Genomic DNA, 20,529 nt, shown 5'->3' with positions numbered 1-20,529 from the left:
AGCCCTTGCGAGAATCGTTCGATGATCATGCGGAGCCCCGGTCAGCACGTATTCATCGCACTCGGCACGCCATGGATCGATGCTGTGGTCGCGTTTCTCGAACCCCGAGCCCGTGTCGATCCCTGGATCATGCGCGGAATGATGGCCACCGGTGACCTGCTGGTCACGGTTCTCGACACCACTCCTCGCGCGGTGCTCTGCATCGAGACCGTGGCTGCGCCCTTCGACGGCACGTCGCGGATGGAAGTCGATGAACGCCCGTACGAACTCCACGGTTTGCCCACCGTTCCAGAACTCGAACAACGATGGTCCATCACGTTTCCCACGGATCCTGGGCCGGTCGACGACGCACTGGCCGACCGGATTCTCACGGCCGGCCAGTCACACTATGCGCACTACTTCGGCGACATCGACACGCTGGATCCGACGTCCACAGCTGCCCACGCCCGAACGTTGATGAACGAGCGGGGCAACTGCACAGGTTGCAGCTCACCGATGCCGTTGCGAAAGTTCAACAGCAGCGATCGCCTTCACTTTCATTCCGCATCACGGATCTTCAGGCAGGCTGAACCTGGTGACGACTACCCAGCCGTCCTGTGCCGCAAGTGCGCCGGAAGGATGGCCACGTCTGGGCACACCGACTTCATCGACTACATGCTGGCGAAGAATCCGTCGTGCCCACTCTGCGGTGCACACAGAACCGCTCAGTGTGCCCCGGGGATGCCGGTCCATCCGTTCGATCACCTACCGTGGCTCGCCGCAACTGGCTGCGACGTGGGACCGGACACCCCGGAATGGACGTGCCGAGCGTGCAGTCACTCATGGGGACAGATGTTCCCGCCGGATCACCCGCAGCACGACTGATCAGTTCGCGGCGAAGCCGGGAAGCCGATCGATGTCCGCGATGATCGAATACTCCGCGGCGTCACCCTGGAGGATTCGACTCTGCTCGCCGTGGACGTCGACGGGGACGTCGCCGGCCAATGTCACTCGGTGCACACTGCGCGCCTGAGTCCCGTAGTCGGCGATACCGTAATGCTGAGTCGCCTGGTTGTCCCAGATCGCCAGGTCGCCGGCCGACCAGTTCCATCGAACAGTGTTTTCCAACTTGATGATTCGTGCCTGCAGGATCTGGTAAAGAGCTACCGACTCCGACGGCTTGAGCCCGACGAACTCCTTGAAGAAGTGACCGAGCAGGAGGGTCTTCTCCCCCGTCGCCGGATGGATACGCACCACCGGGTGTTCGGTCTCGTAGATCTCACGGGTGAATTCGGCGTAGTAGGCCTGGCGCTGCGCGTCTACCGGGTTCGCCTGATCGACAACCTCGGCATAGTCGTAGGCATTGGTGTGAACGGCCCGCAAATTCTCGACCAAGACCTTGAGTGAAGACGGCAGTTGGTCGTACGCGGCGGTGGTCGACGCCCACGTGGTCGCTCCGCCGTACTCGGGAATGGTCGTCGCTCGCAGAATCGAGGCTTTCGGGATGCGGTCGACGAACGTCACGTCCGTGTGCCAACTGTTGGCGGCTCGGTCGAGCACCAACAGCTTGTCGCCCCTGGACTTCACCGTCGGATGCGGGGTGGTCTGGGTGCCGAGGGTTCCGGCGAATTCGTACTGCGACGTGTCGTCGAGATGATGCTGCCCACGGAAGAACACAACCTTGTGCGCTGCCAGCGCATAGTTGATCGCGTAAGCGGTCTCTTCGGACAAGTCCCCGGAGAGATGGACGCCGTCGATGCGGGCGCCGATCAGCTCGCCTACTTTGTGGACGGTGATTCCGCCGGCAGCGTAGATCTGCTCCGGGGTCTGGGTGACACGTTCGAGTTCGGTGACGGACATGGCGATCTCCTGTGAGTCGGTCAAGCCTACGGGCGCGGCAGTCGTCATGGCACCGCCTACTGTGAACACTCAATCATTTACGCTGCGGGCTCGAATACGGTTGAACTCGAGGTGATCTCAAAGTTCACCGCTCCCTCGCCGGAGAATACTGCCGCTCACTGGGACGAGGCCGTCGTCGTTGTCGTCATGAGCTGTAGCGTGCGATCTGCCGCACCCACGTCTACGGAGGACAGCATGCAACCCGAGGGCCCTGCCGAACAGATTCGTTCAACGCTCGCTCGCATCGCGCATCTTGCCGATACCGGCTCGGTCGAGGATTACGTGGAGCAGTTCACCCGCGAGGCCGAATGGAACATGCCGGCCAACCCCGATCGCGGTATCCCCGCACAGGTACGACGTGGCCGCGAAGAAATTGCTGCTGGAGTAGTCGAGCGTCGAGCCGCCGGCATACAAGGCCCGGGCACATTCACACGCCACATCACCACGGCGATCGCCGTGGACGTGACCTCGGAAACGACAGCCCGCGCGGATGCGGTGTGGACGTTCTACGTCGACACAGCCACGTCGCCCGAACTCAGCGGCGTCGGGAGCTACGCGGACGAGTTCGAACTCGAAGACGGGCGGTGGCGACTGTCGCGACGAGTGATCTCGCGCGGCTGACGGTCAGTCTTCTTCGCCGGTGATCGCCTCACACCAGTCTTCGACCTGATCGATCCCCTCTTCCGTCCATTCCGGGCTCATGTCTTCGAGTGCATCGAAGACAACCTCGCAGGTCAGCATCTCCGGTGAACCCTCCGACCCCGCTGCCTCGGTTCGCTCCGCAGACGCTGTCGCAACTGGGCCGGCGGCCAGCGCAACCGCCATCGCGCCTGTTCCGACCATCGCTTTCACACGCATCGGTTCTCCTCCTTCACTCTCGCTTCGGTCCTCGGGGTACCCGACTCGCCCCGCGCTACCCATCCCCGTCACTCATGTCCGACTTTCGGCGCCGACGGCATAGACTGAGCTCGTCGCCACCACGCTCTCGCAGCGTCGGGGGCGACAGATACACAGCTGGATCAGAATCGGAAGGCATCCCATTACAGAATCTCCCGCTCCGCACGACATCTACTTCGTACCCCCGGAGCAGGACAGCCCCAATCCTGTGGAGCCGGCGTCGGCCGCGTCACGCGCACGGATGGGCGAGCTACCCGAGACCGTCCGATTCAAGAATCGTTTTGCCCTCGCGATCACGACCACCACGCCGCTCGAAGCGATGGTCGAAGATCTCCTCTTCATCCGCGACATCCTCGACGCCGCAGGAATCGAGTATCTACTCGTCCGCGGAAACGACGAGCGCCCGGTCATCGCGGTCAGCTGGACGGAACGCAAGAACCTGCGGCGGGCACTTGTCGAGGGATGCGCAAACGCACCCTTCTATTCCAAAACCGTCGACGCGAAGAAGAGTCCAGCGCTCCTTGTCGCGGACGGTGCCCTGTCGAAAACCAACAAGTCACGGATCTTCCGCTTGTTCCGTCCGAGGGTTCACGTCGCAAGCGGTATGAACTACGGCGCGAACATCGGCGTTCAAATCGAATTGTGGTCGATTTCCGACGAAGAAATCGTCCTACCCGTCGAGAACTCACTGACACGACGAACCGTCCTCCCCGAAGAAGCGGTCCGAGGAACCGTCGAGCGATTCGGCCGGATCTGGCCGACCATCGAGAACATGTTCGCCGATCATGCCTCCGATATCAGCTTCGATATCGATCTTGTCTTTTCCTGGGTCGACGGTTCTTCCAAAGAGTTTCAGGCTCAGCGCGCCAAGCGCATGCAGAACTACATCGTCGGCGAGGGCGACGAATCAGAAGCGCGCTTCCGTCAGATCGACGAGCTCAAATACGCACTTAGATCTATCCACATGTACGCGCCGTGGATCCGGCGGATCTTCGTCGCAACCGATTCCGATCGTCCGGACTGGCTTGCCGACGATCCGCGAGTCACGTTCATGCCCAGCGAAAAGTTCTTCGCCGATCCAAGTGTGTTGCCCACCCACAATTCTCAAGCTGTCGAGTGCCAGCTGCACCATATTCCGGGTCTGGCAGAGCATTTCCTCTACTCCAATGACGACATGTTCTTCGGTCGCCCCGTCGGCCCTGACATGTTCTTCTCCCCCGGTGGGATCAGCATGTTCATCGAGGCCGACACCAGAATCGGATTGGGACACAACGACAACGACCGCAGCGGGTTCGAGAATGCGGCCCGCGTCAACCGCCGTCTGCTGCAGGACCGCTTCGGTCTGATGACCACCAGACATCTGGAGCACGCAGCGACGCCACTACGCAAGAGCGTGATGGCCGAGATGGAACGCGAGTTCGCCGAAGACTTCGCGGCCACTGCAGCAAGCACCTTCCGCGCGAGTTCCAATATCTCGGTGACCAATTCGCTGTACCACTACTACACGCTCATGAGTGGACGGTCGGTGGTGCAGAAGTCCGCGGCCGTCAAATACGTCGACACGACGGTCAAGGCCGGTTTGCGCGACATGGACTCACTGCTCGCCAAGCGCTCCATGGACTTCTTCTGCCTCAACGACGGCAGCGCTCCGGAGATCGATCTGGAACTTCGCACACGCAAGATCACGGAGTTCCTGGAGAGCTACTACCCCATCCCGGCGCCCTGGGAAGCCTAGACGAAACAAGGGCCCAGCCGATTTCGGCTGGGCCCTTGCTACTTCGGTCGATCAGCGTGCTGTCACATGCTCCCGTTGCACCGGAATGGGCAGTCCGAGATTGTCACGCAACGTCGTTCCTTCGTAGTCACTGCGGAGGACACCTCGATCCTGCAACAGCGGCACCACGTCGTCGACGAACTCGTCGAGGCCGGTCGGCACGAGGTGCGACCCGAGGATGAATCCGTCCGAACCGTCGTTGCTGACAAACGAATCTATTTTCTCGGCAACCTGCTGCGGTGTACCCACGATCGGTCCACGCTCGAACTGATCGATCACCACTTCGCGCAGATTCAACTTCTTGCTCTCGGCGACCGCGCGCAATTTTGCCACGGTCGCGAAACGATCCTGGTGAATGAAGGCGCGCCCCTGGATGATCGGCGGAGCCTCGGGGTCTGGTGCGATATCGGGTAGGGGCCCTTCGGGGTCGTACTTCGACAGATCGAGATTCCAGATCTGTTCGAGCAGAACCAAAGCGGTCTGGCCGGTGACCTGCTGGTCGCGAATCTCTCGATACTTCTCGATTGCGTCCGCCTCGGACGTGCCGAGAACAAAACTCGCCGACGGCAAGATCTTGATGTCACCCGGGTCGCGTCCGGCCGCAACGGCACGAGCCTTGATGTCACGATAGAAGTCGGCTGCCTCGGGCAATTGACCATACGGTGAGAAGATCGCGTCGGCATTACCAGCAGCAAAATCGCGCCCCTGCGGCGACACCCCGGCCTGCAGAATAACCGGGCGCCCTTGCGGGCTACGCGGCACCGTGAATCGGCCGTTCACGTCGAAATGTGATCCATGGAAAGCAAATTCACCGGCATCCGGTCGCGCGAGAAAGCGCCCTGATGCCTTGTCGGCCACGATGTCGTCGCTTCGCCACGAATCCCAGAGTTGACGCACCAGCGCTACGGTCTCCTCCGCACGCTCGTATCGTTGCGCACGATCCAGGTATCCGCCGCGACGAAAGTTCTGGCCGGTGAATGCGTCGAACGAGGTGACGACGTTCCAGGCGGCACGTCCTCCGGACAACTGATCGAGCGTCGCGAATTGTCTTGCCAGCTCGTAAGGCTCGTTGAACGTGGCGTTGATGGTGCCTGCCAAACCGAGGTGTTCGGTCACTGCTGCCAACGATGCGAGCACGGTGAAGGTGTCCGGCCTACCGATGATGTCCTGATCGAAAATCTGTCCTGCACGCTCACGAAGGGCAAGGCCTTCGGCGAGGAAGAAGAAGTCGAACTTCCCACGCTCGGCGGTTCGAGCGGTGTGTTCGAAGGAATCGAACTCGATCTGGCTGCCCGCCTGCGGATCCCACCATGCAGTGTGATGGTTGACGCCGCCGAGGTAGGCACCCAGGATGACCTGCTTACGCTTCTGAGAACTCATGAAAATGTATTCCTCGTCTGTCAGGAGGCCGGAGTACCGGCGGCGTAGCGGTTGGGAACGTCGATGGGTAGGCCAAGCAGTCCGCGAAGATTCGTCTGCGGATACTCGGTGCGGAATACGCTGCGTCGCTGCAATTCAGGTACCAGCTCACCTGCGATCGCGTCGAGGTCGTCCACGACGACGCCCGGCCGCAACCGGAAGCCGTCGATTCCCAACTGCTGCCACCGGAGCAGAAGATCTGCCAACTCAGCCGCGGTGCCGGTGAAGGTCAGCGCGTCCGAACGGTATTCGGCGCCGGCCTGCGCGTCGAGGCGAGCGAGCCGTTCCTTTCCGGTTTCTTCCGGAGCATCGAAGAATACGACGATGTCGGTGAAGACCCGAAGCGGTTCGCCGGTGCGCTGCACGTGTTCTTCGGCTGCTCGCACTTCACCCAGGATTGCCGTGACCTGCTCGTCGTCGAACGGCGTCACGAACACCAGATCGGCCGTCCGCGCCGCCAGTTCGTACGCGACCCGCTGATGTGCCAATGCGGTGACGACGGGATGCCCCTGCGGCGGGCGCGGAGTCACCGACGGACCACGGACCGAGAGGTACTTTCCCTCGAAGTCGATGTAGTGCAGCTTGTCCCGGTCGATGAATCGGCGCTGCTCCACATCACGGATCTCGGCGTCGTCCTCCCAACTGTCCCAAAGTCTCCGGACGACGTCGGCTGCCTCCGCAGCTTCGTCGAACAGCGCGCGCACGAAGTCCGGGAGGACGCCTGAAACGATCGACTGACGGTCGGCATCGGTGAGCGCTGGGATGTCGCGACGCCCGAACTGTGCTGCCTCGGGTTCCGACGCCGAAACCTTCACCTGCCATCCGGCGCGACCGCGCGAGGTGTAGTCCAGCGTGGCAACGGCTTTGGACACGTGGAACGGCTCGGTGTGAATGGTGGTGATGGTCGGGATCAAGCCGATGTTGCTCGTGATCGGTGCCAGTCGGGCGGCCACGAGATGTGCGTCGAGCCGAGCGCGCACCCGGTCAACCGCGTCGTCGACAGGCTCGAGTGGGTTGGCCGGCACCGAGAGACTGTCCTCGATGGTGACGAAATCGAGCAGACCACGCTCGGCGGTCGTCACCACGTCAGTCCAATACGACGCGCTGAACAGCTCACTCGGGCGCGAGTGCGGCTCTCGCCAGGCCGCTGGGTGCCAACCGGCACCGTCCAGCGCTACGGCGAGATGCAACGGAGCAAGATGAGAAGAAGGGGTGGAGGTCATCGGCGCATACTCCTGTTCGAGAACTACTCGGGAGCGCACAGTGCCGACCGCAGAAACCGTCAGCACCCGACTGACGGTTCTCGTGGCGACTGCCGCTTGCGACACGCACCGCGCGTATCGCCAGGTGTGATTCCGGGGCACCCCATCGGCATGAAGGGTTGCCGTCCAGCTAGCCGGTCCTTGTTGCTGGAGCTCTGCACCTACCTCGACGGTAGTGAGTACGCGACCGCCCGGCAATCACCCGGAACTGCGCGTGGGTGCCGGAAACCGCCTGCCACCTCAGATGATCGAGCGTGCCGCCTTTTCGCTCTCGAGGATTCGAATGCCGGCAGCACTGAGTCTCCGGGCACCCTCGGCCGCATCGACGGGCTCACCGACCGTCACGTGCGCACCGAGTGGAACGACCGAATGAACAATTGTCTCGTCGTACACGTGCACCAGATTGCACCCCTGAGCACCGTCACGACCACGCTGACCACCGACTTCCACGTTCAAGTCCTGGGTGTAACACGTCGACGACGCCACGGAAACCGGAATGCCGGCGAACGTCGCCGTCGTCGAATAGTGCAGATGCCCAGCAAGAATCGCCCGGACGTCGCTGCCACGCAAGACGTCCGCCAACCGGGACTGATCGCGCAACTCCACCAGAACCGCGAGATCCTGAATGCACGGAACCGGCGGATGATGCAGCGCCAGAATTGTTCCGTCGGGCGCCGGCACCGCCAATTCTGCGCGTAGCCAATCCAATTGACGATCCGAGATCTCACCGTAGTGGTGACCGGGAACCGACGAATCCAGGGTGATCACCCGCAGTCCGTCAAGATCGTAGACGTTGTCGACGGGATGTTCGGTGGCGTCCTCGCCCAACAGCAGAGATCTGAACGTAGGGCGGTCGTCGTGGTTGCCCATCGCCCAGACGACCTGCGCATCGATCTCGGCCGCCACAGGTTCCACGATGGCTTTCAATTCCGCGTATGCGTCGGGGTGTCCCTGGTCGGTCAGGTCGCCGGTGAATATCAGTGCATCCGGGCGTGCGCCCGAGGCCACGATCCCGCTGAGCACTTCCCGCAATCTCGTCGACGCATCCACGGCGTCGTACAACTCCCCCTGAGCCACCAGATGCGTGTCACTGAGGTGCACCAGGAAATGCTTCGGACGCGGGTACTCGGCATTCCGAACGCTCATCGGTCTCTCGCTTCCGCTTGCCGACGCGTAGGCGCCGGTGCGGCACCTACTGATCGTCGAGACTAGTCAACCGACCAACAGTGACTGATCGGGGCACGCCCGACGAACACGAAGCGAACTCCCGCGGCGACCCTCGGGATCGAGTAGTTGAAGCTGCGAGTAGTGTGTGGACAGTGTTGTTCCTGACCAGTCGGCGTTACGTCGACCTTCGCCTGCAGGCGAGCGCAATGTGTACGCGCTCGCTCTGACCTGACGCGTACCAGGAAACATTTCTTCGAATCTGCCCGGCCTCTGGTGCCGCGCTGCGTTTCGCTCCCTTGATTTTCGAAAGGCATAGTCATGCCCAGCTCCACCTCCACCGGCGTGCCGGAAAAGTCCACGTCCCGTTTTCCGTCCTGGGCGACGGCATTCGGACCGCAGATCGTCGCCGGTCTCGTACTCGGTGTCATCATCGGTCTCGTCGCCCGGGCAATGCCTGATGCGGCCGACGGCAACGTCAACTGGTTGGTCGGCACCGTGCAGACCATCGGTTCGAGTTACGTCAAGCTGCTCACCGTTGCGGTTATCCCGCTGGTGTTCACCGCCATTGTCAGCTCCATCGCCAACCTGCGCCAGGTCGCCAATGCAGCTCGCCTGGCCGTGCAGACCTTGCTCTGGTTCGCGATCACCGCTTTCATTGCTGTGATCATCGGCATCATCGTCGGCCTGATCACCGATCCCGGTTCACGGACCGATGTCGCCGCCGAAGCAGCGAAGGAACCCAAGAGCTCCGGCTCGTGGTGGGCGTTCATCACCGGACTGGTTCCGAACAACTTCCTGGGGCTGGGCGCAAAGACTTCCGTCGCCGAAGGCGTGGCGACTACATCGCTGAGCTTCAACGTCCTGCAGCTGCTCGTCATCGCCGGCGCAATCGGCATTGCTGCACTGAAGATCGGCCCCAAGGCTGCGCCGTTCCTCGAGTTCAACGCGTCGCTGCTCGCGATCGTCCAGAAGGTCCTGTGGTGGATCATTCGCCTCGCCCCAATCGGTACCGCTGCGCTGATCGCCAACGCTGTCGCCACCTACGGATGGGATGCGATCGGGTCGCTGGGCGTCTTCACCGCCGCCATCTACATCGGTCTGGCCATTATCTTCTTCGTGGTCTACCCCATCCTGATTGCCGCACACGGTCTCTCGGTTCGAAGCTTCTTCTCCGGTGTCTGGCCCGCAACTCAGCTCGGGTTCGTCTCGCGCTCGTCGATCGGCACCCTGCCGCTGACCGAACGCGTCACCGAACGCAACCTCGGTGTTCCGCGTGAGTACGCCTCGTTCGCCGTTCCGCTCGGTGCCACCACGAAGATGGACGGTTGCGCCGCAATCTATCCCGCGATCGCGGCAATCTTCGTCGCCGGCTTCTACGACGTTCCGCTGACCTTCACCGATTACCTGCTGATCGTCGTCGTTTCGGTCATCGGCTCGGCAGCAACGGCCGGAACTACGGGTGCGACAGTCATGCTCACACTCACACTCTCCACCCTGGGTCTTCCCTTGGCCGGCGTCGGACTGCTCCTCGCAGTCGAACCGATCGTCGACATGGGCCGCACCGCAGTCAACGTCACTGGCCAGGCACTGGTCCCGGTCATCGTCGCAAAGCGTGAGGGAATCCTCGACAAGGAGCGCTTCGACGCTCCCCGCAACGGTGATCCCTTCGCCGAGGAACTGGTCGACGCGTAATCCTCGATGACAACAGCAGCGTCCCCGCACCTGAGCAATACGGTGCGGGGACGCTGCTTTTCACCCCAGATTTCACCCTTACCGAAATAAACCATTTGGTCGTTATGACCAGTATGCTCAGCCGGCACAGCCCTCAGAAGTGGAAGGGCTGCCCAGTTGAACACGAGGTCACATGAAGCTCCGCCGTCTGGCATTCAGCGTCGCAGGTTGCGCCGCAATCACTCTGGTTGCCGCACCCGCCGCTCAGGCATCCACGGTTTTCGATTTCCTACCGATCGAGATCGCACGCATGATTCCGACTGGCTCTGCCGACGCAGTCCAGCCGTTCCTTCCCCCGGTCTTCGCACCGCCGGCGCCGCCCGCTCCGCAAGCGCCCCAGAACCAGCCGGCGCCGCAGAACACTCCCGCACCAGCGCGGTACTACCAGAACTGCACAGCCGTTCGTAATGCCGGCGCAGCTCCGTTGTACCGGGGCCAGAACGGATACGCCCCGCATCTCGACCGGGACAACGACGGCATCGCCTGCGAGTGATCCAACGCTCGGGTTGTGGTGCATCCACAACCCGAGCACTGTTGTCGAACCGTCAGACGCCCAATGCTCGGGACAGAGTCGGCCACGCCTTCGGCAGTCGTTCACGCCAATATGCCCACGCATGTGTGCCGTTCGGCTCGTAATCCACCTGCGCCGGAATCTTCAGCTCCTGCAACCGAGCGTCGAACATCTTGGTGCAGGCGTGGGCGGCAACCTCGATGCCGCCGCCGATCACCAGACGCTCGAGCAGTTCAGGAGTCTGCAGCGTCTCATCAGATCCGGGACGACCGTTTGCAGTCGACACGTAGATTTCCTTGCCACGCAACTTCTCTGCGTTGATCAACGAATCGTGTGCCTCCCACTCCGGTCCCCCTGGCACACCCCAGATGTTGGCCGGATCTCCACTTCGAGACGATATCGTGGCCTGGACGGCAGTTCGGCCGAGCGGATCCATCGTGGAATAACAGCCGCTGAACACGGCGACGCCGCGATACATGTCCGGAAAGCGTTGGGCGAGCATCATTGCACCCATCGCGCCCATGGAATTGCCGGCAATCGCGTTGATTCCGTTGGTCTCGAGTCGCGCATCGATCAGCGGTGGCAACTCCTCGGTGATGAAGGTTTCCCACTTGTGCAGTCCCAGCCGCGGATCCGGATTCTCCCAGTCCGAGTACAGGCTCGCGATTCCGCCATTGAGCATCACGACGTTGACGTTCTTGTCGGCGAAGAACGCCGGGGCGCCGCCGATCGTCATCCATCCGCTGCTTTTCTCTCCGGCGTCGACACCCTCGAGCATGTACAGCGCTGGGCGCGGAACCGAATTGTCAGCGGGTAGCAAAATCTCGACGCCGACCTCGCGTCGAAGTGCGGGCGACGCCACCGTCAGCCTGATCGCCTGTGGTGCGGTCACCTTCTCGCCGACGATGGCCGGGACGACGATGTCGTCGCGCAGGTCCGGTTTGGGGCCCGGATCCTCCTGAAGTGGTCCCGGGATCGTCGACCCCGAGCTCACGCTTCCCTCGACGCTGCCCAGACTTCCCGAGCTTCCCGAACTACCCGAGCTTCCGGAACTCGGCGCTGCCGTCGACAGTCCGCCCAATTGCAAAGAAAGTGCACAGACGGCCAAACACACCGCACCTGTGCGCGCAGATCGAATCCACGCACGCCGCTCAGTCCTCATGAAACTCCCAAACCAGTCAAAGATGTTTCCGTGAACATACCGTGCAGTTCGGACTTTCTTGGACAAACGACCACGACAAGATCTGTCGGTCGCCGCTACTAGGCTGGCCCCCGTGCAACCGGATTCAGTCAGGGCCCTCGACCTCGACCGAATTCGCGCTGTCGTGGGCACAACCACCTACGAACGCGGACTTGTCTACCTGCGGCAGAATGCAGTCGAATCCATCGGATGGAACGACACCGCTGACACCTTGACCGGCGCTGTATCGGGAACTGCGCGAGAGCCGTACACCTGCACGATTTCGGTAAGTCGCAGCGCGGCCGGTACAGCAACGTTCACGCGTGGCCTCTGCACGTGTCCCGTGCGGATGAACTGCAAGCACGTAGTCGCGTTGGTGCTCGCAGCGGTTGCCGAGGCGAACAAGACTCCACAACACCTCGGATGGGACAGCGCGCTCGAGGAGTTGCTCCGACCAGACCCGGCCGGCCGTACTACACGTGGACTTGGCATTCAATTCACCACCCGAACCAAGGGCGCATCGACAAGGCTCATCATCAAACCCGTACAACCAGGAGCGAGAGGGTGGATCTCCGGCGGGCTCGCCTGGAACAAACTCGGAAGCACTTTTCAGTTCCCCGCAGATCACCTCCGGGTTCTACGCGACATACATCTCCTCCACAGCGCCGGCAACTACTACCGAAATCAAAATGCCGCGGAAATCGATCTTGCCGGGTTCGCGAGCCCGCAACTCTGGTCGCTTCTTCGTGAGGCCATCAGCGTCGGCGTTTCACTCGTTCACTCGAAGGCCGGCCTCGGCAACATCTCCCTACTCGACGATGCCAGCATCTGCCTCGACGTCCACGCAGCGGAAGACAACAACCTCCGTCTCACTCCCCGAATTCAGACCGATGGGCACATCATCACCCATTCCGACTGGGGACTTGTCGGTACACCGGCACATGGTGTCTTCGCGCTCGACGCCGCCAACGCGATCACGCTCGCACCACTGCACACGCCGATAACTCACCAATTGAGGCAGTTGATCGACTCCGGAAAATCGGTCGACATACCCGCCGAGCATCGGGATGCATTCACGTCGCGGTTCGTGTTCAAACTCGGAAACCTCGCTCCCGTCATATCTTCCGACGGTGCTTACAACCCACCGACTGTGTCCGGTCCTCGGCTACAACTGATGGCCACTTACGCGGACAACCACCGCATCGACATCGAATCGGCATGGAAGTACACCGTCGATGCCGACGAACTGATCATTTCTACCGCAGACACAACCACCGACGAGTCCGAGATCCGCAACCACGTTGCCGAAGATGCCATTGCCAAGAGCCTCGGTGCGGCCGCGGCGAAGGCCACTCTCGCGGGAACTTTGACCGGCCTCGATTCCATGCAGTTCACACTCGACCTCCTGCCCCAACTCGAAGCGCACGACGCCATCGACCTCAAGGTTGCAGGAACCCCTGCCGACTACCGGCCTGCAGACGACGCTGTCGTGATCGGCCTCAGCACATCAGCCCCCGACGGGGACAGCGGATCCGACTGGTTCGACCTCGATGTCACCGTCGATGTTGCGGGACAAAGCGTTCCGTTCACAACACTGTTCTCTGCTCTGAGCAAGGGCGAGACTCACATACTGCTACCGGACGGCGCCTTCTTTCGGCTCGACGCACCTGAACTACTCGGCCTGCACCGTCTCATCACCGAAGCGCGGTCGCTACTCGATCGGCCTACCGGCAAACTCGGGATCAGCAAATTTCAGGCCGGACTGTGGGAAGAATTGACGGCGCTCGGAAGAGTCGAACATCAAGCAGCAGCATGGAAGAAGCAGATCGCAGGATTGCTCGGCAGTTCGGGCATCGATCCGGTCGAAGTCCCGGACACGTTGACGGCAACGCTACGTCCCTATCAGGTCGACGGATTCCGTTGGCTCAATTTCCTGCGCCAGCACAGCTTGGGCGGCATACTCGCCGACGACATGGGCCTGGGCAAGACACTGCAGACCCTCGCAATGATCTGCGCTGCAAGGCAATCGAATCCAGCCGCGCCTCCCTTTCTGATCGTCGCACCCACCAGCGTCGTATCCAACTGGAAGTCCGAAGTGGCGAAGTTCGCACCGACCCTCCACACCGCTGTCATCACGGACACGCTGCGCCGCAGAAAAACCGATCTGGCCGCACTCGTCGACGGGGCGGACATCGTCGTGACGTCGTACGCCCTCTTCCGCCTCGACACCGATGCGTATTCCGCGGGCCGCTGGTCCGGACTGGTACTCGACGAAGCCCAATTCGCCAAGAACCACAAGTCCAAGGTCCACCAGTGCGCGAGGGCGGTGAACGCACCGTTCAAACTCGCGATCACCGGAACACCCATGGAAAACAACCTTCTGGAGTTGTGGTCGCTGCTCGCGATCACTGCACCGGGACTGTTTCCCAGCCCCACCACCTTCACCGATTTCTACCGCACTCCCATCGAAAAAGACGGTGATGCAGAACGATTGGCGCAACTGCGACGACGCGTCAAACCGCTGATGGTGCGGCGCACCAAGGAACAGGTGGCTGCGGACTTGCCGCCCAAGCAGGAGCAGGTACTCGAGATCGAGTTGCATCCGAGCCATCGCGCGATCTACGACACCCACCTGCAACGCGAACGGCAGAAGATTCTCGGACTGCTCGACGACGTCGACAAGAATCGGTTCACGATCCTGCAATCGCTGACGCTACTACGCCAACTCAGTCTCGACGTCTCGCTGGTCGACGAGGAGAGCGGACCCGTCCCATCGGCCAAGGTCGACGCTCTCGTCGAGCAATTGGACGACGTCATTGCCGGCGGACACCGTGCGTTGATCTTCAGCCAATTCACCGGGTTCCTCGGTTCTGTCCGCAACCGACTCGACGAGGAAAAAATTGCGTACAGCTATCTCGACGGTTCGACGCGCAATCGCGGTGAAGTGTTGGAGGAGTTCAAGTCTGGTGCAGTCCCCGTCTTCCTGATCAGCCTCAAGGCTGGTGGTTTCGGCCTCAATCTCACCGAGGCCGACTACTGCTTCATTCTCGACCCCTGGTGGAACCCGGCCGCCGAGGCACAAGCGGTCGACCGTACTCACCGCATCGGGCAGACACGAAACGTCATGGTCTACCGCCTCATTGCCAAAGACACCATCGAAGAGAAGGTCATGGCGCTCAAAGCCAAGAAGTCGGCATTGTTCTCGAATGTCATGGACGCCGAAGGCACACTGGGCACCGGACTCGACGCCGAGGATCTTCGCGCGCTGTTCGAGTGAGGTGCCTATTCGGTCGAACCGCACCTACCCGCTCACGGTAATGTGAGTCGCGAACGGACAACACAGAACTCCCGAACGAAGAAATCCACTTCGTTCGAACGAGAGGAACCTGAATGGGCGTCACACTTGCCAAGGGCGGCAACGTATCTCTGTCGAAGGCCGCACCCAATCTGACCAAGGTCGCAGTCGGTCTCGGCTGGGATGCACGCAGCACCAGTGGTGCCGACTTCGACCTCGACGCCAGCGCGTTGGTCACCGGCCCGGAACGCAAGGTCCTTTCCGACCTTCACTTCGTCTTCTACAACAACCTTCGCTCGCCCGACGGATCCATCGAGCACACCGGCGACAACCTCACCGGTGAAGGTGACGGCGACGACGAGGTCATCAACGTCGACCTCCCGGCTGTACCGCCCAACGTCACCAACATCTTCTTCCCCGTCTCGATTCACGACGCCGATGCCCGACTCCAGTCCTTCGGACAGGTCACCAACGCCTACATCCGCGTCGTAGATCTGTCGAACGGCTCCGAATTGGCACGCTACGACCTCTCCGAAGATGCATCCACCGAGACAGCCATGCTTTTCGGTGAGCTCTACCGCCACAATGGCGAATGGAAGTTCCGTGCAGTCGGACAGGGATACGCATCCGGACTCGCCGGAATCGCCCGCGACTACGGCGTGAACATCTGATCTCTATCGGTACACGAAACGGGGTTCGATTCGGCATTGCCGGATCGAACCCCGTTTCGGTTGTCTGCGTCGACGCGCGAGTTAACGCCGCAGGATCGCCCTCGCGAGGTGAACAGCCCAGGGCGAGTCCGCTTTGCTGCCGAACTTCCCCAGCTCGTACCCCGTAGCGCCGATCAATCCGAGCACCTCTACGGTGCTCCCGGACGTGTCACGTCTGGAAGTCTGAGCTCCAGCCATCAGGATGCTCGACGACCGAATCGACTCCAGCGCTCCCGCGACGAAACGATGACGATCCGCCGGCGACATGCCGGCGGCTACGGCAAGGAGGACAAGGAGTTCCACCGCTCTCTGCGAGCCGCCGGGCGCAACCGGAACTCCCTCGACGATCACCGACCACGTCATTGACGCGTCCCGCTCTGCCGACTGTCCCCGCTTCGTCAGAACAATCTGCCCTTTGTGCTTTCGCACCAGGCCGAACTTCTTGAGCACTGCGAAGAGTGATCGCCCTTGGGGAAGGTTTACAGGTCCCAGTTCAGGTTCGTCGAGCATCGCGTCGACCGTCGTGAAGAAATCACCGGCACCGATCCCTTCGACACCGATCAGAGCCAGAACCGCTTGAAGGCGTTGGCCCGCCTCGACGTGGACCAACTCCCCGATTGCCGACTGATCGTCAATGCCGGCTCGGGCGAGGACCGCATGCAGTTCCGGGACTCGCGAGGGTTCCAGGCATTCGACGAGCTTTGCAATGTCGTACGACGCAGCGATCTCGTCCGGTTTAGGACTATGCAGTCGATTATTGACCTCAGCGATCTCGAATCGTGTCGGCTCGAATTCAGTTTGCGGCCATTCGAGGGTCCATTCATGGGAGCGCAGCTTCTCCGAAGCGAGAACACCGAGGAGTTGCTCGTACTCGTCAGGTCCGACACATTCCTCCGGCGGACAAGCACCGCGACCCGCGGCACACACAACTTGGAACCCATCGGGCAGTACTTCGGAAGATTCAAGTGTCAGCGTGTGGCGCCAGTTCCCGAAGCGTCCGTAGCGATAACTGATTTCATCGCCAGGCGAGACCATGACCTCGTCCAGGCGTACCGCGGACTCTACGATCGCGGCTCGGCCGGCGCGACGCTGCTCTGCGTTGCTTCCGGAAGCTACGTACTCTTCGACCTCGCCGGGAAATCGGCTGCCGGACTTGGACCACGCGTGCGATTGACGGTCACTCCACCCCATTGCCCGTTGAACCACCGAATGCAGGTCATCCAGATTCAGATCCGACGCGACGAGGATTCGCCGCCAGATCTGAGTGGAAACATTGTCGACACTGATACGTATCGCGTATTGCGCCGGTACCGCGCGCCTCTTCGAACGCAACGATCGCGCAATCTGAATGCCCCCACGCCCTCCGCCAGCTTCTAGTACAAACCTTTGCAGTTCTTCGGGTTCCGTCGGAACGAGTCGCAAATGCGACACCCTCGAGCTGCTCAACCCCACCATGAGACTCAGCCTAGGCCAAAGTGCTAGGGACGAAGGCACAAAATCGGAGAGTACTTCGGACTTATGAGACGGTTCACAATCTATACCTTGGCTAACAAGTCGCTACGTGCATCGGCGGCGGCATCTTCCTCGCCCAATTCCTGCCCTGATGGTGTGAACGTACCGTTCCCCTCGCCTAAGAGGGTGAGCGTGTCGTTCACTCCATGCCGGGGTGCCGGCGGCGTGCCCGCCCTAGATGGTGTGAACGGTACGTTCGGTCGATCTGAGGCGACGAACGTGCCGTTCGCTCGAAGTCGGGGGTGCCGGCGACGGGATGTTTCGGGGTGTTTTGGGTACGAGAAAGCCCCCCAACCAGTACTGGTTGGGGGGCTTCTCTAATGTGTGTTCGGCGGTGTCCTACTCTCCCACACCCTGTCGAGTGCAGTACCATCGGCGCTGAAGGGCTTAGCTTCCGGGTTCGGAATGGGACCGGGCGTTTCCCCTTCGCTATGACCGCCGTAACTCTATGAAACTGTCACAGTAACCTTCTTCTGATCACCTGGTTTCACCACCCGTCAACACCAGTTTCTGGTGTTGGGGGATGGAGAAAACAGGGTTTCTCATCAGTATCTGTGTGTTGTTTCAGATACCGCACAGTGGACGCGTAGCTTCTTTGTGGTAAGTCCTCGGCCTATTAGTACCAGTCACCTGCATGCATTACTGCACTTCCAGTTCTGGCCTATCAACCCGGTGGTCTGCCGGGGGCCTTACCCCCTCGAGGGGGTGAGAAACCTCATCTTGGAACAGGCTTCCCGCTTAGATGCTTTCAGCGGTTATCCCTTCCGAACGTAGCTAACCAGCGGTGCTCCTGGCGGAACAACTGGCACACCAGAGGTTCGTCCGTCCCGGTCCTCTCGTACTAGGGACAGCCTTCCTCAAGTTTCTAACGCGCGCGGCGGATAGAGACCGAACTGTCTCACGACGTTCTAAACCCAGCTCGCGTGCCGCTTTAATGGGCGAACAGCCCAACCCTTGGGACCTACTCCAGCCCCAGGATGCGACGAGCCGACATCGAGGTGCCAAACCATCCCGTCGATATGGACTCTTGGGGAAGATCAGCCTGTTATCCCCGGGGTACCTTTTATCCGTTGAGCGACACCGCTTCCACTTGCCGGTGCCGGATCACTAGTCCCGACTTTCGTCCCTGCTCGACCTGTCAGTCTCACAGTCAAGCTCCCTTGTGCACTTGCACTCGACACCTGATTGCCAACCAGGCTGAGGGAACCTTTGGGCGCCTCCGTTACATTTTGGGAGGCAACCGCCCCAGTTAAACTACCCACCAGGCACTGTCCCTGAACCAGATCATGGTCCGAGGTTAGAGGTCCAATTCGATCAGAGTGGTATTTCAACAACGACTCCACGATAACTGGCGTCACCGCTTCACAGTCTCCCACCTATCCTACACAAACCGAACCGAACACCAATACCAAGCTGTAGTGAAGGTCCCGGGGTCTTTTCGTCCTGCCGCGCGTAACGAGCATCTTTACTCGTAATGCAATTTCGCCGAGTCTACGGTTGAGACAGCTGAGAAGTCGTTACGCCATTCGTGCAGGTCGGAACTTACCCGACAAGGAATTTCGCTACCTTAGGATGGTTATAGTTACCACCGCCGTTTACTGGGGCTTAAATTCTCAGCTTCGCTCCCGAAGGAACTAACCGGTCCTCTTAACCTTCCAGCACCGGGCAGGCGTCAGTCCGTATACATCGTCTTACGACTTCGCACGGACCTGTGTTTTTAGTAAACAGTCGCTTCTCACTGGTCTCTGCGGCCCCACCCAGCTCAGACAGTAAATGTCGTCACCAGACAGGGCCCCCCTTCTCCCGAAGTTACGGGGGCATTTTGCCGAGTTCCTTAACCATAGTTATCTCGATCGCCTTAGTATTCTCTACCTGACCACCTGTGTCGGTTTGGGGTACGGGCCGTGTGAAAGCTCGCTAGAGGCTTTTCTCGGCAGCATAGGATCACTGAATTCGCCTCAATCGGCTACGCATCACGTCTCAGGCTATGTGCGACCCGGATTTGCCTAGGTCACGCCCTACACGCTTACACCAGTATTACCACTGACTGGCTCAGCTACCTTCCTGCGTCACCCCATCGCTTGGCTACTACCAGATCAGGTCCCATGCATCCACCAACTCGAGACCCGAAGGTCTTCTCGTGGCTTCAGGATGGTTAGTATCACTGATTCACCATGGGCGCGTTCACACGGGTACGGGAATATCAACCCGTTGTCCATCGGCTACGCCTGTCGGCCTCGTCTTAGGTCCCGACTCACCCTGGGCGGATTAACCTGGCCCAGGAACCCTTGGTCATTCGGCGGACGAGTTTCTCACTCGTCTTTCGCTACTCATGCCTGCATTCTCACTCGTGTGGCCTCCACGGCTAGGTCACCCTGCCGCTTCCATGGCCACACGACGCTCCCCTACCCATCCACACACCTGCCAGAAAATCCGTGGATCAACTGGGGGCTATTGCGTGAATGCCGCAGCTTCGGTGGTGTACTTGAGCCCCGCTACATTGTCGGCGCAGGATCACTTGACCAGTGAGCTATTACGCACTCTTTCAAGGGTGGCTGCTTCTAAGCCAACCTCCTGGTTGTCTTCGCGACCCCACATCCTTTTCCACTTAGTACACGCTTAGGGACCTTAGCTGGCGATCTGGGCTGTTTCCCTCTCGACTACGAACCTTATCGCCCGCAGTCTCACTGCCGCGCTCTCACTCACCGGCATTCGGAGTTTGGCTGATTTCGGTAAGCTTGTGGGCCCCCTAGACCATCCAGTAGCTCTACCTCCGGTGAGAAACACGCGACGCTGCACCTAAATGCATTTCGGGGAGAACCAGCTATCACGGAGTTTGATTGGCCTTTCACCCCTACCCACAACTCATCCCCTCAGTTTTCAACCTAAGTGGGTTCGGTCCTCCACGACGTCTTACCGTCGCTTCAACCTGGCCATGGGTAGATCACTCCGCTTCGGGTCTAGAGCATGCCACTGACTCGCCCTATTCGGACTCGCTTTCGCTACGGCTACCCCACACGGGTTAACCTCGCGACATGCCACTAACTCGCAGGCTCATTCTTCAAAAGGCACGCCATCACCCCCAGCAGTAAACTGCTCGAAGGCTCTGACGGATTGTAAGCGCACGGTTTCAGGTACTATTTCACTCCCCTCCCGGGGTACTTTTCACCTTTCCCTCACGGTACTAGTCCGC

At 60.6% G+C, this 20,529-nt stretch carries 14 protein-coding genes, 2 rRNA genes and 1 riboswitch (1 of these 17 cut by a window edge); of the genes, 7 read left to right on the top strand and 9 right to left on the bottom strand.

The window, feature by feature from the left end; genetic code table 11:
• The first annotated feature begins 21 nt into the window (after nt 1-21).
• Nucleotides 22-864: a hypothetical protein gene (locus tag G4D79_RS15120; protein ID WP_099698348.1), complete on the top strand. Its 843-nt coding sequence runs from the start codon at nt 22-24 to the stop codon at nt 862-864.
• Here G4D79_RS15120 and G4D79_RS15115 read toward each other — a convergent pair whose 3' ends face one another.
• Nucleotides 865-1,839 (bottom strand): TauD/TfdA family dioxygenase, encoded by a 975-nt coding sequence (locus G4D79_RS15115; protein ID WP_003940665.1) that lies wholly within the window; start codon nt 1,837-1,839, stop codon nt 865-867.
• A 111-nt stretch (nt 1,840-1,950) separates the two neighbouring features.
• On the opposite strand from G4D79_RS15115, the gene G4D79_RS15110 reads away from it, so the two are divergent.
• The gene (locus tag G4D79_RS15110; protein ID WP_232319012.1) at nt 1,951-2,499 is read left to right on the top strand and encodes a nuclear transport factor 2 family protein; all 549 of its coding nucleotides are present in this window, start codon (nt 1,951-1,953) and stop codon (nt 2,497-2,499) included.
• Between the two features lie 3 nt (nt 2,500-2,502).
• On the opposite strand, the gene G4D79_RS15105 is transcribed toward G4D79_RS15110, so the two are convergent.
• Nucleotides 2,503-2,736 (bottom strand): hypothetical protein, encoded by a 234-nt coding sequence (locus G4D79_RS15105; RefSeq protein WP_007729258.1) that lies wholly within the window; start codon nt 2,734-2,736, stop codon nt 2,503-2,505.
• 280 nt (nt 2,737-3,016) lie between these two features.
• Between G4D79_RS15105 and G4D79_RS15100 the strand changes: the two genes are divergently transcribed.
• Entirely contained in the window at nt 3,017-4,510 is a 1,494-nt protein-coding gene (locus tag G4D79_RS15100) for a stealth family protein (RefSeq protein WP_180279645.1), read from the top strand.
• Between the two features lie 51 nt (nt 4,511-4,561).
• Here the strand turns inward: G4D79_RS15100 and G4D79_RS15095 are convergent, their stop codons facing one another.
• The 3 genes from G4D79_RS15095 to G4D79_RS15085 all read right to left on the bottom strand — a co-directional run bounded on the left by G4D79_RS15095 (nt 4,562) and on the right by G4D79_RS15085 (nt 8,376).
• Nucleotides 4,562-5,929 carry an NtaA/DmoA family FMN-dependent monooxygenase gene (locus G4D79_RS15095; protein WP_003940653.1) on the bottom strand — a complete coding sequence of 456 codons (1,368 nt, stop codon included), beginning with the start codon at nt 5,927-5,929 and terminating at the stop codon, nt 4,562-4,564.
• Between the two features lie 20 nt (nt 5,930-5,949).
• The gene (locus G4D79_RS15090) at nt 5,950-7,296 is read right to left on the bottom strand and encodes an LLM class flavin-dependent oxidoreductase (protein WP_180279642.1); all 1,347 of its coding nucleotides are present in this window, start codon (nt 7,294-7,296) and stop codon (nt 5,950-5,952) included.
• A riboswitch (SAM riboswitch) is annotated at nt 7,279-7,392 on the bottom strand. It overlaps the preceding gene by 18 nt.
• A gap of 78 nt (nt 7,393-7,470) precedes the next feature.
• Entirely contained in the window at nt 7,471-8,376 is a 906-nt protein-coding gene (locus G4D79_RS15085) for a phosphodiesterase (protein WP_003940661.1), read from the bottom strand.
• Between the two features lie 339 nt (nt 8,377-8,715).
• Here G4D79_RS15085 and G4D79_RS15080 point away from each other — a divergent pair, with 339 nt between their 5' ends.
• Nucleotides 8,716-10,089: a dicarboxylate/amino acid:cation symporter gene (locus G4D79_RS15080; protein ID WP_099698346.1), complete on the top strand. Its 1,374-nt coding sequence runs from the start codon at nt 8,716-8,718 to the stop codon at nt 10,087-10,089.
• A 172-nt stretch (nt 10,090-10,261) separates the two neighbouring features.
• Nucleotides 10,262-10,621 (top strand): excalibur calcium-binding domain-containing protein, encoded by a 360-nt coding sequence (locus G4D79_RS15075; RefSeq protein ID WP_003940648.1) that lies wholly within the window; start codon nt 10,262-10,264, stop codon nt 10,619-10,621.
• 52 nt (nt 10,622-10,673) lie between these two features.
• Here G4D79_RS15075 and G4D79_RS15070 read toward each other — a convergent pair whose 3' ends face one another.
• Nucleotides 10,674-11,801 (bottom strand): alpha/beta hydrolase family protein, encoded by a 1,128-nt coding sequence (locus G4D79_RS15070; protein WP_031333643.1) that lies wholly within the window; start codon nt 11,799-11,801, stop codon nt 10,674-10,676.
• 112 nt (nt 11,802-11,913) lie between these two features.
• Between G4D79_RS15070 and G4D79_RS15065 the strand changes: the two genes are divergently transcribed.
• A complete protein-coding gene (locus G4D79_RS15065; RefSeq protein WP_099698345.1) occupies nt 11,914-15,096 on the top strand; it encodes a DEAD/DEAH box helicase in 3,183 nt (1,060 codons plus the stop codon).
• A gap of 113 nt (nt 15,097-15,209) precedes the next feature.
• Nucleotides 15,210-15,785 (top strand): TerD family protein, encoded by a 576-nt coding sequence (locus G4D79_RS15060; protein ID WP_003940660.1) that lies wholly within the window; start codon nt 15,210-15,212, stop codon nt 15,783-15,785.
• Between the two features lie 81 nt (nt 15,786-15,866).
• On the opposite strand, the gene G4D79_RS15055 is transcribed toward G4D79_RS15060, so the two are convergent.
• The 3 genes from G4D79_RS15055 to G4D79_RS15045 all read right to left on the bottom strand — a co-directional run.
• A complete protein-coding gene (locus G4D79_RS15055; RefSeq protein WP_235867917.1) occupies nt 15,867-17,156 on the bottom strand; it encodes a plasmid pRiA4b ORF-3 family protein in 1,290 nt (429 codons plus the stop codon).
• 506 nt (nt 17,157-17,662) lie between these two features.
• Nucleotides 17,663-17,779 (bottom strand): 5S ribosomal RNA (rrf, locus tag G4D79_RS15050).
• Nucleotides 17,780-17,932: 153 nt separating this feature from the next.
• Nucleotides 17,933-20,529: ribosomal RNA gene (locus G4D79_RS15045) — 23S ribosomal RNA — on the bottom strand; it runs 537 nt beyond the window's last position.

Origin of the sequence: Rhodococcus sp. WY5, from assembly GCF_018588185.1 — a bacterium.
In the GTDB taxonomy this organism is placed as follows: domain Bacteria; phylum Actinomycetota; class Actinomycetes; order Mycobacteriales; family Mycobacteriaceae; genus Rhodococcus_F; species Rhodococcus_F qingshengii.
The sequence above is the reverse complement of the archived record's forward strand: the minus strand, read 5'-3'. Positions and strand labels throughout refer to the sequence as shown.